The sequence below is a fragment of the Mangrovibacterium diazotrophicum genome, from assembly GCF_003610535.1.
In the GTDB taxonomy this organism is placed as follows: domain Bacteria; phylum Bacteroidota; class Bacteroidia; order Bacteroidales; family Prolixibacteraceae; genus Mangrovibacterium; species Mangrovibacterium diazotrophicum.
The window spans coordinates 1,304,908-1,327,682 of the sequence record NZ_RAPN01000001.1; the positions used below are offsets into that span (position 1 = coordinate 1,304,908).

Consider the following 22,775-nt stretch of genomic DNA (forward strand, 5'->3'; position numbering starts at 1 on the left):
AAAAGCATTTTGACATGAGGACTCAATAAGGACCTCACAATCCAGTTTTTTTTCATACTTTTGGTTGTTATTAGATTAGTAATTACCTACTGTTGGAGCAGTTAGGTGATAATTCATTCAAACCGCCATGTGTTGGAGCACTCGGCGGTTTTTCCTTTAGTTTCGTTTGATTAAATAATGATTCCCTTCTTTTTTATAATTTAACTCACTTGCAAGTGATATTGCATCTAAGATTTCTTCGACATTTTCAACGTCGAATACACCAGAGTAGTGGATTTCCTGAGCAATGCTTTCCGGGTAAAATTCAATGTCTACATTGAATTTTCGCTCCAGTTTCCGGGCCAGCGATCCCATGTCTTCTTCGTGCAGGTACATTTTGTTACTCGTCCACGAACTATACTCTCCGGGATTAACCTCGGCAAGTAAAAACTGCTTTTTCTTCTTTTGGAAAGTGGCCATTTGTCCGGGTTCGAGCTTTATCTCTTTCATCCCCGGTGAGTTGATCCCGATTGAGCCTTGCTGCAACACCGTTAGTACTTCAGGATCTTCCTTGTAAGCCGAAACATTGAATTTGGTTCCGTAAACCTTAATTTGAAAATCCTTGACGTCGACAACGAATGGAACATCGCTATGTGTTACTTCAAAAAACCCTTCGCCCGTTAATTTTACTTCTCTCGAATCTTTGCCGAACGTATTGGAGTACGACAGCTGAGAAAGCGAGTTTAGCCAAACTTTAGTACTATCGGGCAGGTAAACAAGGGTGCGGTTTCCTAATTCAGTTTGAACTGCAATCACCGCATTTTGGGGAGTATTGCCAAACTGAATCCAGGTGAATAGTCCGATCATCAATAGCACGCTTGCGGCTACGCTTATACCTGATGTCAGGAAGAATCGTTTCCGATCCCGCTTTTTCGCCTCAAGCTTCCGATTGAGTTCGGCAAAAGCACGTTTCTGATCTACTTTGTGATACCCCTGAAGATTCGAGGATTCGTTCCAGATGGCTTTTACTTTTTCAAAAAGAGCTTGATTTTCCGGCTGGGTCATTTCTTTCTGAAAAAGAGTTCTCTCTTCGTCAGAAGCGCTATCGGAAAGGATCGCGAGGAATAGTTCGTAAATGGCCTTCATTTGGTTTGCTTTTACCTCTGAGACATTTGTAAAAGCAAAAGGTCTTACTCCGACTTCGTATTTTTTTCAAATAAATTCAGGGTAGGCTGTTTCCAGACACTCCTTAACGTATTTTAAAGCCTTACCAATCTGAGCTTTAACCGTCTTTATCGAAATGTGATTTTTTTCTGCAATTTTTTCCTGTTTCTCGTCGTCAAACCGACTTTCTTTGAAAATTTCCTTGCAGCGGGGAGGAAGCTTCTCGATACAATCAAATAAATACTGACGAAATTCTTCAGATTCTATTTCGGACAAATTAACCGATAAATCCTCTTCAGTTTTCGCCATTTTATAATAGTCTATTCTGACGCTGGCCGACTTAATTTTATTCAAACACCTGTTTTTTACGGCTGTGTAGAGGTATGCTTTAATCGTAATTTTAACATTCAGTTGCTTTCGATTATTCCAAAGTTTCTCGAAAACATCCTGAACAACATCTTCTGCGACATAGATATCCGCAACAAAACGAACCGCATAATTACACAAAGGCTGGTAGTAATGGGAAAAAAGATGCTCAAAGGCTCCAAAGTCTCCTCCTTTCATCTTCGTAACAAACAAATATTCGTCAAACTCTTGCGGCATAAGGGAGCCTATTACTTCCGTTTAATTTGATTGTAATGATAACAATTTTCCATGGAACCTCTTCGATTCGTTCACCGCGATTAATGAGAAATAGAGTATTTTCCATACTTATTCATTCCAGGTAGCCTCCTCGCGCAAATTTGATTTGCATCATAACCGATACTCCCACGATCCTTTTTATGCCCAACCAAAATGATTGGGCATAAACATTCTAATAATCAGTCTGTTTTAATAACAAAGTCGTTAACCAAATCAAAAGCTGGAAGTGATGTGTTATTCTATCCGGACAAAAATAAAGAATCAGTTGGGGCGATTTGCCACCAGGAAGAACTACCAAAAAGGAGAGGCACAACCGCTCAACTTACAGGTTTCGGATCTTTATTATGCTTCAGGTTTTCAACATCCTAAAGTATTGATCTACACAAATACGGAGCCTTTTATCCCGCTTGAATCGACCTGGGGCTTATTACCCAGCTGGACCAAAGACATTTCGATTTGGAATAAAACGCTGAACGCGAGAGGCGAAAGTATTTTCGAAAAACCATCATTCCGGGAGTCTGCAAAAAATAAGCGATGCCTGATTTATGTTGATGGATTTTACGAATATCATCATTTCAAAAACAAAACATACCCGTACTACATCTTCAAAAAGGACGAATCACCAATGATATTCGCGGGACTTTGGAACGACTGGGCCAATAGTGAAACTGGAGAAATCATGAACACATTTTCGATTGTGACAACTACCGGAAATCCAATGATGTCGAAAATTCATAACAATCCGAAGTTAGAGGGGCCACGAATGCCAGTCATCCTGCCGGAAGAGTACGCAGACGAATGGCTTAAACCAATCAATTCGGACTCAGACAAAAAAACCATCAAGTCGCTGATTGTGCCTTACAATCAAGATAAAATGAATTCGTATACGGTTGGTCCGCTTAGCGGCAAAAACGCTTTGGGAAATGTACCGGAAGTAAACAAAAAGGTATTTTACCCTGAGCTGGAAGCTAACCAAGGAAATTTAAGTCTATTTTAATCACCTTGTCCGCTCCAACTGTAGCATGGCATGAGCTTATTCCCATTGGCTCTTGCTGAAACAAGAAAAGGCATCAAACACCTCCCTCCTATACCTGTTAATCAGCAATTTTACCAAACAAAAGCCCCCGCCATTTCGTAGTTCTGAGTACACAGTGAGGCTATGAAAAAAGATTATTTAAGTCCTCACTACAAGAGGATAATAAATAGCAAAAACGATGTCAATCTTCCGGAACAGCACCCGGAAGGCAAGGGAGAATTAAACTCTTCAAATCCTCAAACAGGGCATGCAATACAAGCACCCGCAATACAATCAAAAACTTCTAAAACGCAGGGTAAAGTGAGACTGAATTCGTTGAATTCGGCTCTACCTCTGCTTTCGCTCGCTGTTAAATTACGCTTCTTCACCTCAAGAACCAATGCACTAATCTTCGTTTCCGGAGATTCATTTTAACGACTTCAAAATCGTTATCACCTAATTAAAAAACATTTACAGTCATGAAAACAATTCTATTAATTACTGATTTTTCGGAACACGCCTTGTTTGCTTTAAAAGCAACCGCAAGCATCGCTCGGAAAATCAATGGCAAAATCAACCTGGTTCAGGTTTACCAACATCCTTCTTTGGGAGAGGAATACAGCTATCAATACACACGGGGATATTTCGAAGAAACCAATGCCAACGCAGAAAACGAGCTCAACGAGCTCGTTAAACAGAACTCGTTGGAAGACATTCAAATTGACCGGAGTATTCTTTCCAACACAACGCTGGAGCAAGTTATCAAAACCGAGAAATTTAAAAATCCGGACTTAATTGTCATGGGAGCGAATGGCCGAAGCGGCAATTTTAAGTCGTTTATCGGGGCAAGTGTTGAGAAAATAATTCGGCTATCAGACGCACCGGTACTCATTCTCAAAGATGAAATTGAAGATTTCACCATCAACAAAATGGTTTTTGCGTCGGATTTTCTGGATGAGTCTTACCAGGCATTCGAAAAGATTAAATTTTTTGCCGACCGGTACAATTCTCACATTTATTTGCTGAAAGTAATTACGCCCAAAGAATTTGAGACCAGTCCGAAAAGCCATAAAAAGCTGGTCCGGTTTGCCAAAACGTTCAAGCTGATGAACTACAGCATAAACGTTTACAATGACTTCACGATAGAAGAAGGCATTCTGAATTTCAGTAATGAAAAAAGTGTAGATTTGATTGCCATGGAAACGCATGGCCGGACCGGCTTCGCTCATTTCATGCTTGGAAGTCTTGCCGAATCGGTCGTCAAACATGAAAGCAAACCAATTCTAAGTGTAAAAATTCAGAAATCAACTGCACGAGCCCACTCAAAAGCCGCCCAGGAGTTAATTGATGAAATGTGGGGAGCTGAGTGATACTGACTCCGAATCAGTAACGGTATTCAATACCGTTCGATACGCAGGCGGAACGAAAAAGGTCAAAGTGAGAAAAAGCCTTTGCAATTCAACAAAAATGCCGGTCTGCAAAACGCAAACCGGCATAAACTGAGATCGAATAATATCTAAAAACTATACCTGATTTCAAGTCCAAACATACGAGGTGGTCCCGCAATGTAGGTCGGAATGCCAAAATTACGTCCCGTATTTCCGGCATCGATAATATATTTTTCATCCAATGCATTGGTCAAAAAGCCTTGAAACAACAGATTGGATTTTGGAAGTGAAACACCGCCACGGAAGTTTAACAAACCAAAACCATCTTGCATTACATCGTCTCCGTTGTCTTCTTCAAAATAAACTTTCGATTTATAGTTGTAGGTTGGAGTGACAAAAACAGCTACTGATTGACTCAACGGCACCGTACAGTTAAATCCGAATGAGAATGAGTGCGCTGGTGTTAAGCGGAACGTGTTACCAGCATACTCCTGCGCATTACCATCCGAATCAGTATCATCGAAACGGGCATGAATATAGGCGTAATTGCCAAACAATTGCCAGATTCTATTGATTTGCCATTTCAATGATGTTTCAACCCCGTAAGCAGTTGCATTACCCGCATCTTTAGTAACAAGCTGAAGGCTCTCATCAACCGTCTGTGTTTGGAAATTGCTGTAATCGTAATAGAATGCAGCGAAATCGTAGTACAAGTGTTGATTCTTACTCAGTCCCTTCAAGCCTGCTTCGTAGCTCCAAACTATTTCATCACTCAGTTTTTCGGGTTCGTAGGTGCTGGTATAAGTACCATCATTGGCTGGCACCATTTCAAACTGAATTACATTAGGGCGACGGCCACGAGATAGATTAAAATAAGACTCCAACTGATCGGTGACTTTAAAGTTGAGAGCCAAACGACCAACCATCGACGTGTAGTTGTCGCTCTCTGTTACTTTGTCCGTCGGCATATACAGATCGTTCAGCCCGGCACTGCGGGCAAAGCCCAGCGTACCGTTGTTACCATCCGGATCGGTTGCTGCCGAGAAAGATGATTCGATATCTTCGAATGTCAAACGCAAACCTCCTGTCAGGCTGAACCAGTCAGTCAGTTTATAGGTACCATCCACGAAAAACTCGTAAGCCTGGTTCTTTCCGTAGTTCGTATAGCTCTCGGTATGCGACTCGGCCACATCGCTTGTCAACATACTGTATACTGAAGGATAAGCTGAAGCGATATAAGCCAGGTATTGGCTGTTGGTAATTAATCCGGCTAGCGAAGTTACATAGTTCGGCACACCATCTGTAACCAACGGGACTGACTGCATCGTCATACCATCGGTAATGCCATAGCCGGCCAGAACCTGATTGATTGGTGTTAAAATCGATGCATTGACAGTTGGCGCAACCAAAGGCGACATCAAAACAGCCAGGCTTTGTTCGTTTGTCATCAAAGGTACATTGCTGCGACCATTTTCATAAAAGTAACTCGCACCGCCAAACCCTTCGAAACGATCGCTTATTTTGAAGTTAACCCGAAATTCCTGGCTAAATTGTTTTCCAAACGCATCTTCCGCAAGTAACAGAGCAGGAGCAGCTGTACCGTCGGCATCGAAAAGCTCATACGAATCAAATTCGCGGTAGGCTGTCGTCGAAGTCAAGTTGAAATTATCCGAGTAGTTATGTTTGCTAATCAAAGTTGTTCCCCACACGGTGCGATCTACTCCCAAATCCTCGCCGGCTTCGAGGTCGGCAAAAGTCCAAGGGTCAGTATCTCCACCTGCCGGAGCATAGGTTCCACTTTTGAAAGCTGTTCCGGGAGGCGTATCATGTTGATAATTGTAAATGAGGTCGAAGGTTGTTTTGTCGGACGGCATAAAGCGCAACGATGTGCGGAAGGCTTTGGTGTCCTTTCCGTTTAAATCGCCACCTGAAAGGTTCTCGATGTAACCATCCCTCTTTTTGTAGATCCCGGCCACGCGAACAAACAATTTATCTTTCACCAAAGGCGTGTTGAAGAATCCTTCGGCATGGGTGTAGTTGTAATCGCCATAACCTGCAGCAACCGACCCCGATGTATTGTTTTTCGCTTTATTTTGAATGAAATGTACGGCACCGATTTGTGCTCCGCGTCCAAACAAAGTACCTTGAGGGCCTTTCAATATTTCCACGCGTTCCATATCGTAGACTTCGACGACAGAACCGCGCGACTTACTGATGGAGACGCCATCCTGGAAAACCGACACACGAGGTTCGACGTTCGAACTACCATCGTCGCTGGTAATCCCACGGATCACAAATCCCGGATTGTTTGGGCTTTGCAACTGAACCTGCATACCCGGCACGTATTCCGATAAATCATCCAGCGTTGTAATCCCGTTGTTTTCCAAAAACTTGGCATCCAACGAGCTAATTGCAGTCGGAATATCTTTGATCGACTGTTCACGTTTCTGTGCGGTTACAACAAGACCATCCAAATAAACGGCTTTTTCATTCAGCGAAAAGTCGTGGACAATTTCGGCACTATTTACCACGATCTGCTGCGTTTCAGTTTCGAAACCAATAAAGGAGACAACAACTTGCTGGTTCCCATAAGGAAGTTCTGTGAATTCATATTTCCCTTTTGAATCGCTGACAGCCCCCTTTTCCAAACCGGGGAAATAGACTGTTGCACCAATTAGCACATTCCCATTACTGTCGGCAATGGTTCCGTGCATGTGCGCTGTTTGCGCTAAAACTGAGAAGTAAGCTCCCAACACCAGGAGCGAGAGTGAAAATAGCTTTTTCATTGAGTTTTTTTTGGAAGTATCTCCAAAATTAAGGTCAGACCATTGAGTTCCTGTTGAAATAGGAATAATTAGAATCAAATAAATATTAAAAAATATGATGTAAAATTTAATCTTTTAATCCAGTCATCAACAGCTATATTCGAATGAAATAACCAGCTGCTAAAAAAACCGACGTCATGAGAATAATCAAGATCCTGCTTGTCGCCCTTTGTGCATTCGTTGTTATCCTGACCACTATCTACTTTTGGGGCAAACAGTCTGCTCAAACGCCCAAAACCATCCTAACTCATGTATATAAAGAACACGAAATACGGGCTGACAGCACCATTTTCCTCATGACCTATAATATTGGCTATTTATCGGGCATGACGAACAACATGCCTACAAAACCGGAAGAGAAACTTTTCTCCGATAATTTAAACTTATTAAAACAGAAACTGAATGGGGAACTTCCCGACTTAATTTGTTTCCAGGAAATTGATTATGGTAGTCAACGTTCTTTTCGTGTAAACCAACACGATTCCATTGCCAATTTATTTTATCCATGGTCAGTCTGCGCCATCAATTGGAACAAACGTTTTGTGCCATTTCCCTACTGGCCCCCCAGCGTTTGGTTCGGGCAGGTTTTGTCGGGACAATCGATTATGAGCAAGTGGGAACTAGAACATCCGCAACGAATGGAACTCCCGAAAGTTAAAAGTAAACCATTCTTCTACAACGACTTTTACCTTGATCGATTATTGGTAACGAGTATGGTAAAACACCCGGTTCGTGATTTTATAATGATGAATCTGCATGCGGAAGCCTTCGATACGATTACCCGAAACCAACAACTGGAAATCGTCTATCAACACTTTAAAGCAGAAAGCTTGAAATACCCGGTAATTTTGGCCGGCGATTTCAATGCAACCCCGCAATCGGACGAGCCAGGCATTCATCTCTTCCTAAATGATTCGACAATTGGCTGCGCCGTGACTCCTCAAGTGGGGAAGCCGGCAACCTATCCCTCCGAAAATCCGGAAGAACGAATTGACTACATCTTTTTCAGTAAAAAAGATTTTATAGAGATTACAGGAAAAGTAGATACTTCGTATGGAACCATTTCAGATCATCTCCCGGTAACCACCCGACTGAAATATTTGAGATAGTAATCGGATACACTCAAATTCCCCTGATCATATCGCTCAATTTCAACGCTCTGCCTCCAACCTGTTTCGCCCAGGCACTATCCAACATCTCGACAGCAGCGGCTTGGTAATTCCGACTTTCCAGATAAGCCAGCGTATTTTTGAATTGCCGGAGTCTGCTGATTCCCATGTTAAAACACATGTCTGCCAGCACAATCTGGACAGTCTCCGGGGCCGACCGAAACCAATTGAAGTTATGAGCAAGCTCGTTAAGGACCATTTCAATATCGTTCTTCAGTAAGTACATTGCCTCATCCTCTGATATTCCGCGGTCTTCAATATTCCGGCCGACGCCAATGTTTAATTTACCGGCCGGGCAGGTATAAGGTTTCAGACGCAATCCCTCCTCTGCTTTCAACATTTCAATCAATTTGTCCTTCATCATCGCAATTTCTTTTTGGTAATCAACTAATTGTTTAATCGAAAAGAATACGGGAAGATTGGTCGGAAGTTCCGGATCAAAATGAAATCAAGCCAGTGGATTTACTATTCGCCTGAGCTTGTATCGTCTTCGGTAGGCAGAGCAGCTGTTACTCTCAGGTATTCAGTTTCCTGTAATTTGAAGTTTGTTTTGGCCTCCAACACTTCATTCGACGCCTTTGCCCATTCGGTTTGCGCAACCAGCAGATCGGATAATAATTCACGCCCAACTTCGTAGTTGTCGTTGCTCACCCGCAAATTTTCGGCAGCCTGCTGCAAACCATCTTCCGATATTTGCACGCGCAAAGCGGCGTCTCTCAGGTTGAACTTGGCTTTCTCGATCTCCAGTCGCATCAAATCTGTATTTTTTGCCAGTTCCTGCTCGCGGATTTCCTTTTGCATTTTACTGGCTTTTACCATTTGGCGCCCTTCCCCCCAATTGACCAAGGGGATTTTCAACTGGGCCATCACATTGAAGGTTCCCTGGTTGATTTTGTCATCGTTAAACTCCACATTCCCCAGGTAGTCGTAACCGGCGCTCACTCCCAAAGTTGGCATGTGGTCTGAACGCACATTGTCGATACGCTCTTCCTCTAATTCAACTTTCTTCTGCAACAAGCGATATTCCGGGCGAATGGTCACATCTTCATCACCCATTTCGACCAGCAAACTGTCATCGATCACAATCACCGAATCCGTTTGAATAGCCGTGTCAAAACTGAGTCCGGTTACCCGGCAAAGCGACATCCGCGAAAGTTCGAAACCGCTTTGTGCCTTCTGCATGTCGAGACGGGCTCTGTCATATTTCACCTGTACCTTCAGCACTTCGTTTTTGTCGAGCAAACCAACCTCGTAGCTATCACTCACCCTTTTCAGTAAAGCTGTCAGCATATCCAGATTTTCACGGGCCAGTTGCACTTTCGACTGCACCGAAACATACAACCAATACGCTTGATCGGCCTCAACAACCGTTTTCATCCGTTGCAGCCCAATGTTCTCGGTTGCCATCTCGATCCCAATTTCAGCCATCCGGTTACCGGCACTGATCTTTCCTCCCGTATAAATCGGCTGTTCTATTTTTACACCGGCTAGGTAGGCACCTTGCAAACTAAGCTCCACCGGCAGAAAAGCGTACATGTTGAACAGGGGATTTCCGTCGGCCCCAATCACTGTTTGCCCCGATTCATCGACAACCACATTCGGTTGCAGCGTGCCACTTGCATCCGGCGAGTAGGTTGGCAAATACATTTCAGTTTCCAGATTATTGAACATGTAAACGCCGGTTGCCGACGCCGAGATCGACGGAAAGTAATTCGTTTTGGCAGCATTCTTTTCGTGCTCGGATTTTGCCAAAGTAGCCTCCGCGATCTTCAGATCTTCACTTTTAGCCAATGCCATCCGCCGTGCATCTTTCAGAGTCATGTATTGTTGCGCTTCAACGCTTGTTAAGCTCAACAGCAATATCATTGTATAAACTAACTTCTTCTTCATTTTTCCGATTCTTCAAATTCTCGTCATCTACTCTTCCGAACTCTCATCCGACAAAAAAGCTTTGTCGTTGTAAGTCATGATTTTTAAATACAATACCGGGATCGTCAGCAAAGCCATGATCATACTCCAGACCACGCCAAAAGCAATCACGCTGGCCAGTGGCGCCCAAAGTGAGGATCCGGACACAATCATCGGCACAACCCCAAAAGCCGCGGCCATTGCCGTCAGGAAAATCGGGCGCAACCGGCGTTTTGCCGATTCTACAGCTGCTGTTCGAATATCGTAACCTTCGGCCAGCAATTCATTGGTATGCTCAATCAGAATAATGGCATTTCGCACCACAATTCCCGACAAGCTGATGATTCCCAGGAAAGCCGTGAAACCGAAATTGCTGTGGGTGATTGCCAAACCGGAAATGGCACCGAACAAACTCAAAGGGATCGTCAGCATCACCATGCCCACCTCTTTGATGTTCCGGAATTGCAGCAAAAGAACAAGGAAGATCAGCACCAAGCTGATTCCAAGGGCAGTCACCATTCCGCCCATGACTTCCGCTTTATTCGCATATTCACCACCGTACTCTATCCGAAAACCTGCGGGTAAATCAATTTCGGCAATTTTAGGTTGAATGGCGGCCAACAAGTCAGCAGGCAGAACATTGCCGGTAGTTTCACTGCCAACGGTCAGACAACGCATTCCGTTGCGATGTTTGATTCGGCCAGTTTGCCATTCGGGAACAATGCTCGCAATTTGCCGCAACGGCACGCTTTCGCCGGTGACCGGCGACTCGATATAAATATTCTCAAGCGACTCGATATCCTGCCGCTTATCGGCTTCCATACGCAAAACAATGTTAATCGCATTATCGCCTTCGTACATTTCGGACACCGACGAACCACTCGTACTCAAATACATGAGCTTCGCAATGCTTTCGGTCGTAAATCCCAACCGCGAAGCCTGGCTGTTCAATTCAATGTTCACCCCAAAATAATCTTCCTTAAAATCGTCGTGAACGAAATTACTCCCCTCAGCATCGCGAACAATATTCTTCACCTGGCTACCTATCGCTTTCAGGGTTTGCAGGTCATCACCAAAAATCCGCACTTCCACCGGCGATTCCAGCGGCTGTCCCTGTTGCATCAACTTGACCTGAACTGTACCTTCCGGCACAAGGTCTTCGACCTCCGTTGAAAGTTCCTCGGCTAATTCTTCGGTGGTTTTATCGCTGGTCGTGTTGATTAGCATTTGGGCGTAATTGCTCACCGGAAATTCAGGCGAAAAATTGTAATACACCCGTGGTGCACTCATGCCCGAGAAAGTTGCGTACGAAACAACCCGTTTATCGTCTTTAATTTGATTTTCAATTTTCAAGATCGATTCCAGCGTCTTTTCGACCTTCGTTCCGGTTGGCATCCAAAGCTCCACTACAAACTGGTTGCGCTCGGCTGCCGGGAAAAATTTCTGTCCAACGAAAAATTTAAAAATGAAACCGGCCAGCACAATCGTGAGCAAACTGCCGCCAATTGTGAGAATCGCATGTCGTGCACATTTATCGATGAGGCGGCTGTAGCCGTCCTGCATCAGGTCGAGCAATGAGCGTCTTTTCTTTTGCTGCTGTTCCTGCCCGTGATCGTGCAGACCTTTTTTAATAAACGCATAGCACAACATGGGGGTAAGCAACATCGCAACCACAAACGACGACGACAAAGCAACAGTAACCGTAATCGGAAGATCGTGGATAAATTCGCCGATCGCTCCTGTCAGGATGATCATTGGCATGAATGCCGCGATGATTGTGACCGTAGCTGTCAAAATAGGAACGACAAGCTCGTATGCACTTTTCCAGGCTGCCGTCCATCGTTTTTCGCCCTGATCCAAAAGCTCAACGTAATTATCCGCAACAACGATCGCGTCGTCAACCACCATACCCAACACGACAATCAAGGCAGCGAGCGACACCTGGTGCAACTCAATGCCAATGGCATTCAACACAGCAAATGTAACAGCCACCGTTATCGGAATAGCCGTTGCGGCAACCGCTGCAATCCGGAAAGGCAGCAACAAAATGATCACGATAATCACAGAAACAATGGCAATCAGAAACTCGCGCAAAAAGTGGCCAACATTCTGATTGACCAGCTCGGGTTGATTGGCCACCAGACTGATTTGCACATTCGAAGGAATCAGCTCCTTCACTTTCTCTATCGCCTGATCAACCTCTTCGCCGTACTGCACAATATTGTTTCCTTCATTCATCTGCACTGCAACGATCAGCGCTTTCTGCCCGTTGACACGTAAGTTATTCTCCGGTTCTTCGTACTCGCGTTTTATCGTGGCAATATCGCTCAGGCGAATGACTGCTCCTGCATCTGAAGTACCGATAATCTGGTTGGCCAACTCTGTTTCGGTATTGTAATAACCAAGTGTGTGGATGGCGACATTATCCTGATCCGTCTTGATCTCGCCACCCGAACTGATCTTATTTTGCGATTGAAGGATATTGACAACCTGTTGCAGGTTCACATGGTATTGCGACAGCTTATCGGGATTGAAATACACCGAAATCTGCTCCTTCTGCTCCCCGATTCGACGGAGCTTGGAGGTCGCCGGGATCGTCCGGATTTGGTCTTCCAGAAGCGTGGCATATTCTTTCAGCTGCGGATAAGTGGCTTCATCAGATTCCATACTGATCAACAAGGCTTCCGTATCGCCAAAATCCGAATTCACAATCGGACCTATCACGCCATTGGGTAATTCGAGCACCCGAGCCACAATGAGTTGGTGCCGCAACTTGCTCCAAAAAATCTCCGGCTCTTTAATTCCATCGTTCAACCAAACATGAATAACCACCTTGCCGTCGCTGGTCGTCGAATAGGTTTTTTCTTTTCTGACTTCCGGGAATTCGAACAAATACTCCTCCAGTTTGGTGGTTAGCTGCTTTTCAACCTGTACGGCTGAAGCGCCCGGATAATAGGCCACAACCAAGCCTAAAGGTGATGTGATTTTAGGATCCTCGCGCCGGGGCATGGTCAGCAGGGAGAAAATTCCAACCGCGAAGACCATCAGCAGCACGGTAATGGTAACCTGCCTGTATTTTAATGATGCTTTTACAAAATTCATTCAATACTATTTTATCGCGATTGAAGAACCACTGTTTAACTTTGATAAGCCTGTAGTCACCACCAAATCATGTGTTGACAGGCCACTGGTAATTTCAATTTCGTTTCCAATAATTTTCCCGACAGAGACCAGGCGTTTAAAAGCTTTCTGTTTCACGGTGTCGGCCACAAAAACGTAGGACGAATTATCGAGGTCTCTCAAAATGCTGCTGGCAGGAATTGCGATATGCTCGGACTCTTTTCCGGTTTCAATGCTGATCTCAGCTGTCATCCCGGGTCGAATCAGCAAATCCGGGTTATCCAGTTCTATTTTCACAGGGAATGTGCGGGTAGCCGCATCTGCCAGTGTTCCGATCTCGATTACTTTGCCGGTGAAAGTTGAATCGACCGACGCCACATAAACAGCAGCGTCGCTCCCCATCTCAATGTACCGTAATTCCATTTGAGGAACTGCGCCATTGACTTTTACTTTGCTGATATCGGAAACCGCAAAAAGCGGAAGTCCCTGGTCAATGATTTCCCCTTCTTCAACTTCTTTTTTCAACAGGATTCCGTCGATTGGCGAAAAAAGTTTTGAATCACGGAGATTCTTCGCCTGAAGCTGCTGTTGTGCTTTTGCCGCCCGCAAGGCCATCGTGATCTTCACCATATCACTTTCGGAAAGACTGTTTCGTTGGTACAACTCAGAAAGGCGGTCGTAGTCGTCTTGCGTTTGATCGACCTTGGCATCGGCCATCACCTTGGCAATCTGGTAGCTTTCCGGGTCGATACTGGCCAGCATATCACCGGCATGCACATGATCTCCTTCTTCAAAAGCAATCCGGTTAATTTTCCCGGCGACCATAAAACCTAGCCGTACCGTTGTATTTCCTTCAATATTGCCACTGAAATTGATGTCCCGCGTCACCCCAACCGGCGATACATGAAAAACCTCAACAACCTGGGAATTATCCTTTGCATCCTGATTCTTCCCTCCACTTTTACATCCGTAAAAAGCCAACACGGCAATTACCGGCAAGCAAAAAATTCCTTTCAAACTCATAATGTTTCTGATTTCAAAAAACAGTCAAACAGGCTTTATTTACCCCTCAAAAAGAGCTAAATAACAAGTTACCACTAAATCTTTAATTATTGGATGTAAAATTGAAACATCCTTCAGACATTGGCCTTGACACAGATCAAGAAATGCGATCGGGAACTATTTTTCCGTTCGGATCCGCGATAAGGTCTCGGGGGTGATCCCCAGGTACGATGCAATTTGAACCAAAGGAACCCTTTGAAAGATCCCGGGATTGTTCTCCATCAGAACTTCGTACTTTTCCCGAGCCGTCTGAAACTTCAGGTTATTCGTGAATTGAGCTAATTCCTGCGTTATTTCGTAAAGGGTGTAGAAAGCAAATTTTGCCATCATGTGATCCTTGTTCAACAGTTCCTCCAACTCATCGTACGAAATCCAATACACTACCGAATCTTCCACCAACTCACAGTTGTTAGTCGTCTCCTTCATCGGCAGGAAACTGTCGATCGCCGTAATAAACGAGTTCTCAGGCGTGAACCAGGCTGTGATGTCTTTGCCGTTTTTCAGGTAGTAATAGCCGCGGGCGAGTCCTTTCTCTACAAAAAACAACTTTTTGCAAATTTCGCCTTGACGAAAAAGAAAGTCGCCTTTGCGATATTCTTCCCGATGAAAGAAAGTCATCAACTCTTCTTCCCGCTGTGCTGTTAATTTTGAAAATTTATTGATCCGCGAACTAATATTCATACCGATGATTTCCGGCCGATTTTCTCTGGTGTCGTCAAATATAGCAAGATTGAACGGGGATTGTTCAAGCAACTGACAGAAGTTAAAATTTAATTCATCTAACAGCAACGTCCCACAACTTTGCCATTCGCGATTTTCCGTCGGGGCCTTCCACCCAAAGTACCACCAGGTATTTTCCGGCTTCAGCATATTCGTGAACCGGATTTTGCTCCTGAGAAGTTTGCCCGTCGCCAAAATCCCAATGCCAGGAAGTAACTTTCCCATACGACTGATCGGTAAAAGCAACTCTCCGTTGATCGGAATCAAGAACTTTGAAAGTCCATTCCGTCTCAATCGGCTTACGGAACCGTGCGTCCAGCGGCATTAATTGAAAAGGCAAAGCATAGGAAGCATTGCCGTACATTGTATGTTCTTTGCTCAAATTCCAAAAACCATTGTTTGAATCGCTGTCCACATCGTCGTAGTCAATAACTGCCCAGCAAAGCCCGACCGAATGATTCTCTTTTAAAATTGATTCGACAGCCCGCGAAGGATCATTCCCTGCATAATCAAAAGGCGTGATCCAGAATTCAAGCGTCAGCTTTCCGGCCCCACCCGGTTCAAAATCGTATTTATAGGCTGCGTTGGCGTAAGGCAGTTCTTTAATCCACGGTTGGCTACCCCAAACCAAGGTCCAATCCTTTCCCACCGCCGGCGTAAAAATGTGGTAGTTCTGTGCCTGCACGCCGTGAAATGAGAGGTAGCGATCCATTTCAGAAAGTGACTGATTGGGATGAAAGCGATCGATAAACGGGCCACCCGACTGATCACCGTCGACAATCAACTCAAAGGTATCGTTGTGCAAACCCGGCTTCGAAAAATCCCAATAGTTGTCGTATGCCTCATAAAGAAAGTAAAGACGATTCATCCCTTTAACCCATCCAACGGTTACGCTTAACTCGAGGTTGTTCGGATCTCTCAGCTCGTGCTTGCGACTGTCATCCCAAACTTCATCCATCCCCACCCGAAAACTATCGGGAACAATTTCCCAATCCGAATCATCGCCATTTATCACCGGGATTTTATCGGCCGGAAATTGAAAGATTTTAAACTGCCGGTTGTCCTGTGCCGTTGCAAATTGGATCAATGCAGAAAAAATAAAACAGGTTGACAGGGTTTGTATGAGAAGCTTTTTCATCGGTGTAGTTTTTCGAGTTGAGTAGTGAACTGATTGGTGAAGATACACATTCTGAAAAAGAAAAACCCGTTTGCTTCCCGGGCTTTTCGCACCGGCCAACAAACGGGTCCTTTCAAATTAAACCTTGAAAAAATCAACCCATCACAATACCAACGTTTGAATAGAATGCGCCGGGCTGTCAATCTCGACTGCCTTTCCAGCGATCCAGAGATGATAAGGCGTATCCTTTTCGCTTGCATTCATCACTACGACTACCAGACTACCATCCGGATTTTCAAAAGCTGTGCTTTCCAGAAAATCGCGGCTAGCAGAACAGCTGATGCGTTTGGCACCCGGCTGAATAAACTTCGAAAAATGCCCGATGTAATAGTAGCTGTTTGTATAAATCAACTCTCCGGTTTTGGTATCAGCATGAACAGGTGCAAAACAGAAATTGCCAACATGGTTCGGACCGCCGCGCTCGTCAAGCAAAATATTCCAATCGGTCCAGGCAACAGTTCCCGCGTTAAAATCGTGAATCATCGAGTGTCCGTAACGCTCACCCAATGCCCAATTGCTTACCCGCTCCGGATTGAAGCTCTCGGCACAACCTTCTGTAAAAATCAGGTTCACATCCGGGAAAGACTCTTTAACCCGCTTCAAATTATCGAACTGCATACCTCCACCGGTCCAGGTTTCGTACCAGTGAAACCCAACTCCCCAAACATATTGGGCAGCCTCGGGATCATTCAACATGGTTGAAGCCCGTTGGTATACAAGGTCGCGGTTATGATCCCAAACAATCAGTTTCTTATCGGCCATCCTTGCGCTTTTCAATGTTGGCCCCAGGTAATTTTTCACGAAATCACGTTCCTCAGTGTCAGTATAAACACAGGATTCCCAGATCTGAACGGCCATCGGTTCATTCTGTACGGATAGTCCCCAGAATGGAATGCCTTCCGCAGCATAAGCATCCATAAACTTGATGTAATGATTGGCCCAGGCTTGCTTATACTGATCAAGCAAATGTCCTCCGTGCAAACGATCATTATTGTCCTTCATCCAAGCTGGTGGGCTCCACGGGCTGGCAAACAGGTTCAACGATCCTCCGGCCGCTTCAATCGCCGCCTTGATAAACGGAATCCGGTACTCGCGATCATGCTCGATCGAAAAACTATTTAGCGTTGAATCGCCTTCGGTCACATAGTCGTAGCTGGCACTCGAAAAATCGCAACTGGCAATATTTGTACGACCAAAGTTGTAGCCGATGCCTTTATCCTTGTCGTAATATGACTCCAGGAACGCTTGCTGTTTATCCGCTGGAAGTTTAGCAAATACTTCTGCCGAAGCATCCGTCAACGCACCGCCAATACCGACGAAAGTTTGAAACTGATGACTGGGATCGACAAACACCGAAGGTTGGCGCTCCGTTGGCTGACCGAAATCCGCCAATCTCGTTTCTTTCACCATCGTCATCCGGTCTTCTGAATTTTCAGCTGTTTGGTAAACCCGAACCTTTTCCGGCACGCGTTCAATTTTCATGCTTTCAGCCTTTTGCTCCGGTTTCGGAGCCGGCGCCTGGCAAGCCACCAATGCCAGAAGTATGCTCCACGAGATATTTCCTATTCTTTTCATCGTTCCTGTTCGTTTTTGAATTGTTTTGAAAAAAGTACAGCCCTGCAAGTGCGAGGGCTGTACGTCAAATGCATCATGGATAAACCAAATCAACTGTATTAGTAGCCTGGATTTTGGTCGTCCAGACTAATTTCATTGTTCGCAATAATTTCGTTTTGCGGAATCGGGAACAATTCGTGTTTGCCAGTTTTGAAACCGAGATCACCCAGTTCATCTGCGGCCAATCCCCAGCGAACCAAATCCCAGAAACGACTACCTTCAAATGCAAGCTCCAATTGACGCTCTTTTACGATTGCATCAAACATATCATCCGAAGCTGTATAATCTGACAACTCTGCACGGTCGCGCACCTTATTGATTTCGATTAATGCTTTGCCATCGTCACCATCGAAGTGATAAGCTTCAGCAGCCATCAACAACACGTCGGCATAGCGAAGAATACGCCAGTTGGTTGAATAGTTCAGCTCGAGGATACCACCATCGGTTTCAGTTGCACGAGTCACATATTTCATCCGCATGTAGCCTTCGTAGTCGTGTGCATTCGGATCTTTAATCACACCGCCCGAAGCTTCAAAATCGGCGGCTGACATCACTGTTGCTGCACCGCGAACAACATCGTTCTCGGCTTCGAAAGCTTCACCTATTTTTGCAGATGGCATGTTGAAACCCCAGCCGTTGATAATTGGCAATGTAGAATTACTCAGGTCGAATAAATCCGAACGAGGGCCTTGCAATTGAACTTCAATGTTACTTTCGTTTCCACCACCCCATGGGAATGTTCCCCAGTCGTACAATTCTTGCGAAGTGTAGGAAATTTCGAACAGTGATTCAACCCCAAACTCGCTTTGCTTTGACCAAACATCGGCAAAATCAGGTTCCAGATCGTATTCACCACTGCTGATTACTGTGGCAAACTGGGCTGCTGCCTGGCTGTACTTTTCCTGATACAGGTAAGCTTTACCAAGGAAAGCCTGAGCTGTTCCTTTTGAGAAACGGTACTTATCAGCTGCGCTGTACTCGCTCTTCAACGGAAGAAGCGCGATTGCCTCAGTCAAATCGGTTTCAATTTGTGCGTAAATTTCCGCGGCTGTTGCTCTTGGTTTGTGATAGTCGGCTTCCGTTTCCGGGTTTACCGTCATCAATGGAACACCGCCAAACATGGTCACCAATTCGAGATAGGTGTAGGCACGGATTGCTTTTGCTTCCGCAATAATGGCTTCCTTCACATCTGTGTCCGCTTCAACACGCTCGATGATTGTGTTTGCGCGGTTGATGGTGCGATACGAATTCTGATACAGCAATTCCAGTTTTACGTTGTCGGTTTCAATTTTGAAATCGTCGATATTCTGGTAACCGGTTTGGTCACCTTCCGAAGAACCTGCCATGCAGTCGTCGCCCGGTAAGTTTTTGATAAAAAACACGCTTGCCCAGCTACCATTCGAGAAGTTGTGCTGCATGCTGTTGTAGACACCTACCAAGGCTGTCTTCACATCGTCGTCGGTCTTCAGGTAGGTTTCGCTCGTTAAGGCTCCTTTCGGGCTGACCTCCAAAAAGCTTTCGCTGCAGGACGTTAACGCCAGAATTGAAAGTCCTGCTAAAATTTTATATCGGTTTAATAGTTTCATTTTTCAGTAATTTTCGATTAAAAATTAAGTGAGAATCCAAATAAGACTTTGCCGGCGATCGGGTAAATACCGCGGTCAACGCCCTGGCGGTTGTCAGTCGAACTACCAGCTTCAGGATCCAATCCTTCGTACTTCGTGAAGGTGAAGTAGTCGTCCATTGAAACGAATACGCGGGCACGGTCAATTTTTGCCGCACTCAGCCATTCTTTCGGAAGTGTGTAGCCCAATTGGATTTGTTTGATACGCAGGTACGAGCCATCAGAAACCATCAAATCGCTTCTGTACACATAGTCGCTGGTGTTATTTGCTGCCGGACGGCTGGCATTTGTTTTGTCGGCAGTCCAACGATCTTCAAACATAAACAGCGGTTTATTTGAGAACGGACGATCGGAACGGAACCAGCCCATGAACACGTCGTTGCCATGCGTTCCCTGCAGGAATAAATTGAAGTCGAAGCCCTTGTAAGCACAGTTGAACGTTGCACCGTACAACAGGTCCGGATGCGGGTCGCCAATGTAAGTTTGGTCGGCAGCGGTGATTTCATCATCATCATTGGTATCTACAATAATCGGATCGCCTGTTGTCGGATCAATTCCATTGGTCTTGTAACCTTTGAAATACCAAACCGGATAGCCTTCTTCAAACCATGTTAAATTATAACCTCGCAGATTATCTCCTGAAACCGGAGCATCTACTTTCAAATAAGTTACTTCGTTGTCCAAAGTCGACAAGTTCAGGTTCACGCTGTAATCGAAATCACCTGCACTACCTTTGTAGCCCAATTCGAAATCGAGACCTTTGTTGGTTACATCACCACCATTCACATAAGGCCAGTCGTTACCAACCGATAATGGTCCTGAACCACTTACGATCAAGTCCTTCGTAACTTTCTTGTAATAGTCAACTGAGAAGTTCAATTTACCGGCAAAAGCGCGCAGGTCGATACCGATGTCTAGCTGTTGCGTACGTTCCCAGCGTAGGTCAGTATTGACCAATTTATCAATTTCGGCGCCACTTTGGTAAACATCATCAGCTCCCGGATACTGAATTCCAAACACCCAGAATTCTTTGTCCTCGTTACCCGGCAAGTTCGCTTTACTACCGTTTTCACCCCAGCTACCACGCAATTTCAGGTAGTCAACTGATGGGATGTTGTAGAAATTTTCTTCTGAAATTACCCAACCGGCAGAGAACGCAGGGAATACAGCAGCACGTTTGTTTGTTGGGAATACGCTGGCCGCATCACGACGAACAGATGCTTCAACCAGGTAACGTGATTTGTAATCGTATGAAAGACGACCGAAATACGAGTTCATGGTTTGATCGACAAAACCACCACCGGTGCGGTCATTTTCGTTGCTTGTTGTATAGCCTTGGTAAGCAAAATCATCACCTTCGGTAATCATCGGGCCTGAGTGCAAGGTCCAGTCCGGAGCTTGATATTCCTGGGCTGAATAGCCACCCAACAAAGTGAAGGAGTGATCGTTTACATCGAAACTGTACGATGCAAAGTTTTCCCACAACCAGGTGTACCATTTATTAATGGTATCGTCCACTGTTGTTTGAGCATTCTGGTTTTCGCTTGAGAAATAGTACTTCGGCGCCCAGCTGTGCTGAACCTGGTAAGTCAAATCCAAACCAATTCGCGAGGTGAATGAGAATCCTTTGAACGGTTTGATGGTGGCGTATGCTGTACCCAAAATTTTATCCTGATTGATGTAGTTGTGGTAAGTCTGCAACAAGGCGATCGGGTTGGCGATTTCACCAGTCACGTAGCTTGGCAAACCATAATAGTTCCCGTTCTCATCCTGCAAAACAGTGTTACCTGCATCCAGCAAGCTCTGAACATTACTTGGAGTGCCTGTGTAAGTTACCGGAGTCAGCGGATCGATCAGCAAGGTACTGTTTACCACACTGCGGTACTCGTCATCTTCACCTACATATTTCTTTTTCGAGTGCGAGAAGCTGATGTTGTTTCCAACTTCCAGCCAGTCATTCATGTTGCTTTTCACATTAACACGTGCAGTGTAGCGATCGTATTTGGCTTTGCTGCCACCTACAATACCATCTTGTGTGAAATAAGATCCAGACAACATGTAGCTTGATTTTTCAGTTCCAGCCGAATAGCTGACGTGATGCTTTTGCATGGGTGCGCTTTCAAAAACTTCATCCATCCAGTCGGTATCAGTTCCATCGAGGGTAACAGTTCCCGCGCCGGATTCTTCCATCCACTGTTTGTACTGTTCAGCATTCATCAAGTCCATGTCGCTGCGCGAACTTTGAACACCGTATTGAAAGTCGTAGCTGATTTTTGCACGTTCGCCTTTTGCACCCGATTTGGTGGTAATGATGATTACCCCGTTGGCACCTTCAGTACCATAGATTGCTGCCGAAGCCGCATCTTTCAATACTTCCATCGATTCAATATCTGCCGGATCGATGTTGTTGATATCGCCGGTTTTCATACCGTCAACAATGAATAACGGGTTTGAATTACCATTGGAGTTGACACCGCGAATACGAATTTTGGTACCCGCACCCGGAGAACCGGAAGTCGATAAAACAGAAACACCGGCTGTACGACCTTGAATGGCCTGGTCCGCACGTGCTACCGGAACACTTTGTAAATCTTCTGCTTTGACGCTGGAGATTGCACCGGTAACCAAACTTTTCTTTTGAACACCGTACCCAACGGCCACAACTTCTTCAATGCCGATGGTTTCTTCAGCCAGAACAACATTGACAACCGACTGGCCACCTACAGCAACTTCCTGTGCCTGCATGCCCACAAAAGACACCAACAAAACAGCATCAGGTGACACATTGGTCAGTGTGTATTTTCCGTCAAAGTCGGTGATTGTTCCGTTGTTTGTTCCTTTCACAACGACAGTAGCACCCGGGATCGGGTCGCCATTGGCCGAAGAGATCGTTCCCCGAACATCCCCCTGCTGCTGAACGCTTTGGGTTTCTTCGTTGAGGTTGGTTAAAATTATCTGGCGATCTTTAATTACATATTTAACAGTTGTTCCTTCGAACAACAGGTTCAAAACCTCATCAATTTTCTGATCATTTACCGTGATGCTAACTTTGCGATCAACATCAATCAAATCCTGGTTGTAGAGGAAGTAATAATCAGACAGGTTTTCGATTTCGTTTAAAACCTCAACTAAACTCGTGTTTTTCAAGCTCATGGTCATTCTCGACTGTTGAGAATAACCGGTTACGGCTGATACCTGAAAAATTCCAATTAGCAGAAACAGAACGGTTAGTCGCATAAAGAATAAGGTTTTTTTTAGGGCATACCAATCCCTAATTTTCTTAGATTTTTTCATAAATTTACGTTTGTAGAGTTGTTAAAAATACACTGTAACGATTCTTCGAGCAGATCAGGGGAGTGGTACCAGCA

16 protein-coding genes are annotated in these 22,775 nt (G+C 44.9%); 4 read left to right on the forward strand and 12 right to left on the reverse strand.

Going from position 1 to position 22,775, the window contains the following annotated elements; translation table 11 throughout:
• Positions 1–156: 156 nt before the first annotated feature.
• Together BC643_RS05220 and BC643_RS05225 are read right to left on the reverse strand one after the other, a co-directional pair.
• On the reverse strand, positions 157–1,125 hold the full coding sequence (locus BC643_RS05220) for a FecR family protein (RefSeq protein ID WP_120272093.1): 969 nt from the start codon (positions 1,123–1,125) through the stop codon (positions 157–159).
• 66 nt (positions 1,126–1,191) lie between these two features.
• Positions 1,192–1,746: an RNA polymerase sigma-70 factor gene (locus BC643_RS05225; RefSeq protein WP_120272094.1), complete on the reverse strand. Its 555-nt coding sequence runs from the start codon at positions 1,744–1,746 to the stop codon at positions 1,192–1,194.
• 268 nt (positions 1,747–2,014) lie between these two features.
• Here BC643_RS05225 and BC643_RS05230 point away from each other — a divergent pair, with 268 nt between their 5' ends.
• The 3 genes from BC643_RS05230 to BC643_RS05240 all read left to right on the forward strand — a co-directional run bounded on the left by BC643_RS05230 (position 2,015) and on the right by BC643_RS05240 (position 4,170).
• The gene (locus tag BC643_RS05230) at positions 2,015–2,782 is read left to right on the forward strand and encodes an SOS response-associated peptidase (protein ID WP_120274154.1); all 768 of its coding nucleotides are present in this window, start codon (positions 2,015–2,017) and stop codon (positions 2,780–2,782) included.
• A 162-nt stretch (positions 2,783–2,944) separates the two neighbouring features.
• A complete protein-coding gene (locus BC643_RS05235) occupies positions 2,945–3,235 on the forward strand; it encodes a hypothetical protein (RefSeq protein ID WP_120272095.1) in 291 nt (96 codons plus the stop codon).
• Positions 3,236–3,279: 44 nt separating this feature from the next.
• A complete protein-coding gene (locus BC643_RS05240; protein WP_120272096.1) occupies positions 3,280–4,170 on the forward strand; it encodes a universal stress protein in 891 nt (296 codons plus the stop codon).
• Between the two features lie 146 nt (positions 4,171–4,316).
• Here BC643_RS05240 and BC643_RS05245 read toward each other — a convergent pair whose 3' ends face one another.
• Entirely contained in the window at positions 4,317–6,974 is a 2,658-nt protein-coding gene (locus BC643_RS05245; RefSeq protein WP_120272097.1) for a TonB-dependent receptor, read from the reverse strand.
• A gap of 176 nt (positions 6,975–7,150) precedes the next feature.
• On the opposite strand from BC643_RS05245, the gene BC643_RS05250 reads away from it, so the two are divergent.
• A complete protein-coding gene (locus BC643_RS05250) occupies positions 7,151–8,122 on the forward strand; it encodes an endonuclease/exonuclease/phosphatase family protein (protein WP_120272098.1) in 972 nt (323 codons plus the stop codon).
• Between the two features lie 13 nt (positions 8,123–8,135).
• Here BC643_RS05250 and BC643_RS05255 read toward each other — a convergent pair whose 3' ends face one another.
• The 9 genes from BC643_RS05255 to BC643_RS05295 all read right to left on the reverse strand — a co-directional run bounded on the left by BC643_RS05255 (position 8,136) and on the right by BC643_RS05295 (position 22,644).
• Positions 8,136–8,546, reverse strand: a complete 411-nt coding sequence (locus BC643_RS05255; protein WP_211337991.1) for a glycoside hydrolase family protein — start codon at positions 8,544–8,546, stop codon at positions 8,136–8,138.
• Positions 8,547–8,647: 101 nt separating this feature from the next.
• A complete protein-coding gene (locus BC643_RS05260; RefSeq protein ID WP_120272100.1) occupies positions 8,648–10,072 on the reverse strand; it encodes a TolC family protein in 1,425 nt (474 codons plus the stop codon).
• Between the two features lie 27 nt (positions 10,073–10,099).
• Positions 10,100–13,192: an efflux RND transporter permease subunit gene (locus tag BC643_RS05265; protein ID WP_120272101.1), complete on the reverse strand. Its 3,093-nt coding sequence runs from the start codon at positions 13,190–13,192 to the stop codon at positions 10,100–10,102.
• A 6-nt stretch (positions 13,193–13,198) separates the two neighbouring features.
• A complete protein-coding gene (locus tag BC643_RS05270) occupies positions 13,199–14,233 on the reverse strand; it encodes an efflux RND transporter periplasmic adaptor subunit (protein ID WP_120272102.1) in 1,035 nt (344 codons plus the stop codon).
• 156 nt (positions 14,234–14,389) lie between these two features.
• Positions 14,390–14,953, reverse strand: coding sequence for a Crp/Fnr family transcriptional regulator (locus BC643_RS05275; protein ID WP_170154459.1), 564 nt, complete (start codon positions 14,951–14,953; stop codon positions 14,390–14,392).
• Positions 14,954–15,047: 94 nt separating this feature from the next.
• Positions 15,048–16,130 carry a PKD domain-containing protein gene (locus tag BC643_RS05280; RefSeq protein WP_120274155.1) on the reverse strand — a complete coding sequence of 361 codons (1,083 nt, stop codon included), beginning with the start codon at positions 16,128–16,130 and terminating at the stop codon, positions 15,048–15,050.
• A 141-nt stretch (positions 16,131–16,271) separates the two neighbouring features.
• On the reverse strand, positions 16,272–17,744 hold the full coding sequence (locus tag BC643_RS05285) for a glycoside hydrolase family 30 protein (protein WP_120274156.1): 1,473 nt from the start codon (positions 17,742–17,744) through the stop codon (positions 16,272–16,274).
• A gap of 98 nt (positions 17,745–17,842) precedes the next feature.
• A complete protein-coding gene (locus BC643_RS05290; RefSeq protein WP_120272104.1) occupies positions 17,843–19,369 on the reverse strand; it encodes a RagB/SusD family nutrient uptake outer membrane protein in 1,527 nt (508 codons plus the stop codon).
• A 17-nt stretch (positions 19,370–19,386) separates the two neighbouring features.
• Positions 19,387–22,644, reverse strand: coding sequence for a TonB-dependent receptor (locus BC643_RS05295; protein ID WP_245994862.1), 3,258 nt, complete (start codon positions 22,642–22,644; stop codon positions 19,387–19,389).
• Between the last annotated feature and the right edge of the window lie 131 nt (positions 22,645–22,775).

What these genes read in the sequence shown, in the direction of transcription:
- BC643_RS05220 (WP_120272093.1), bottom strand. Translation starts at nt 1,125, where the DNA reads ATGAAGGCCATTTACGAACTATTCCTCGCGATCCTTTCCGATAGCGCT.
- BC643_RS05225 (WP_120272094.1), bottom strand. Translation starts at nt 1,746, where the DNA reads ATGCCGCAAGAGTTTGACGAATATTTGTTTGTTACGAAGATGAAAGGA.
- BC643_RS05230 (WP_120274154.1), top strand. Translation starts at nt 2,015, where the DNA reads ATGTGTTATTCTATCCGGACAAAAATAAAGAATCAGTTGGGGCGATTT.
- BC643_RS05235 (WP_120272095.1), top strand. Translation starts at nt 2,945, where the DNA reads ATGAAAAAAGATTATTTAAGTCCTCACTACAAGAGGATAATAAATAGC.
- BC643_RS05240 (WP_120272096.1), top strand. Translation starts at nt 3,280, where the DNA reads ATGAAAACAATTCTATTAATTACTGATTTTTCGGAACACGCCTTGTTT.
- BC643_RS05245 (WP_120272097.1), bottom strand. Translation starts at nt 6,974, where the DNA reads ATGAAAAAGCTATTTTCACTCTCGCTCCTGGTGTTGGGAGCTTACTTC.
- BC643_RS05250 (WP_120272098.1), top strand. Translation starts at nt 7,151, where the DNA reads ATGAGAATAATCAAGATCCTGCTTGTCGCCCTTTGTGCATTCGTTGTT.
- BC643_RS05255 (WP_211337991.1), bottom strand. Translation starts at nt 8,546, where the DNA reads ATGATGAAGGACAAATTGATTGAAATGTTGAAAGCAGAGGAGGGATTG.
- BC643_RS05260 (WP_120272100.1), bottom strand. Translation starts at nt 10,072, where the DNA reads ATGAAGAAGAAGTTAGTTTATACAATGATATTGCTGTTGAGCTTAACA.
- BC643_RS05265 (WP_120272101.1), bottom strand. Translation starts at nt 13,192, where the DNA reads ATGAATTTTGTAAAAGCATCATTAAAATACAGGCAGGTTACCATTACC.
- BC643_RS05270 (WP_120272102.1), bottom strand. Translation starts at nt 14,233, where the DNA reads ATGAGTTTGAAAGGAATTTTTTGCTTGCCGGTAATTGCCGTGTTGGCT.
- BC643_RS05275 (WP_170154459.1), bottom strand. Translation starts at nt 14,953, where the DNA reads ATGAATATTAGTTCGCGGATCAATAAATTTTCAAAATTAACAGCACAG.
- BC643_RS05280 (WP_120274155.1), bottom strand. Translation starts at nt 16,130, where the DNA reads ATGAAAAAGCTTCTCATACAAACCCTGTCAACCTGTTTTATTTTTTCT.
- BC643_RS05285 (WP_120274156.1), bottom strand. Translation starts at nt 17,744, where the DNA reads ATGAAAAGAATAGGAAATATCTCGTGGAGCATACTTCTGGCATTGGTG.
- BC643_RS05290 (WP_120272104.1), bottom strand. Translation starts at nt 19,369, where the DNA reads ATGAAACTATTAAACCGATATAAAATTTTAGCAGGACTTTCAATTCTG.
- BC643_RS05295 (WP_245994862.1), bottom strand. Translation starts at nt 22,644, where the DNA reads ATGCGACTAACCGTTCTGTTTCTGCTAATTGGAATTTTTCAGGTATCA.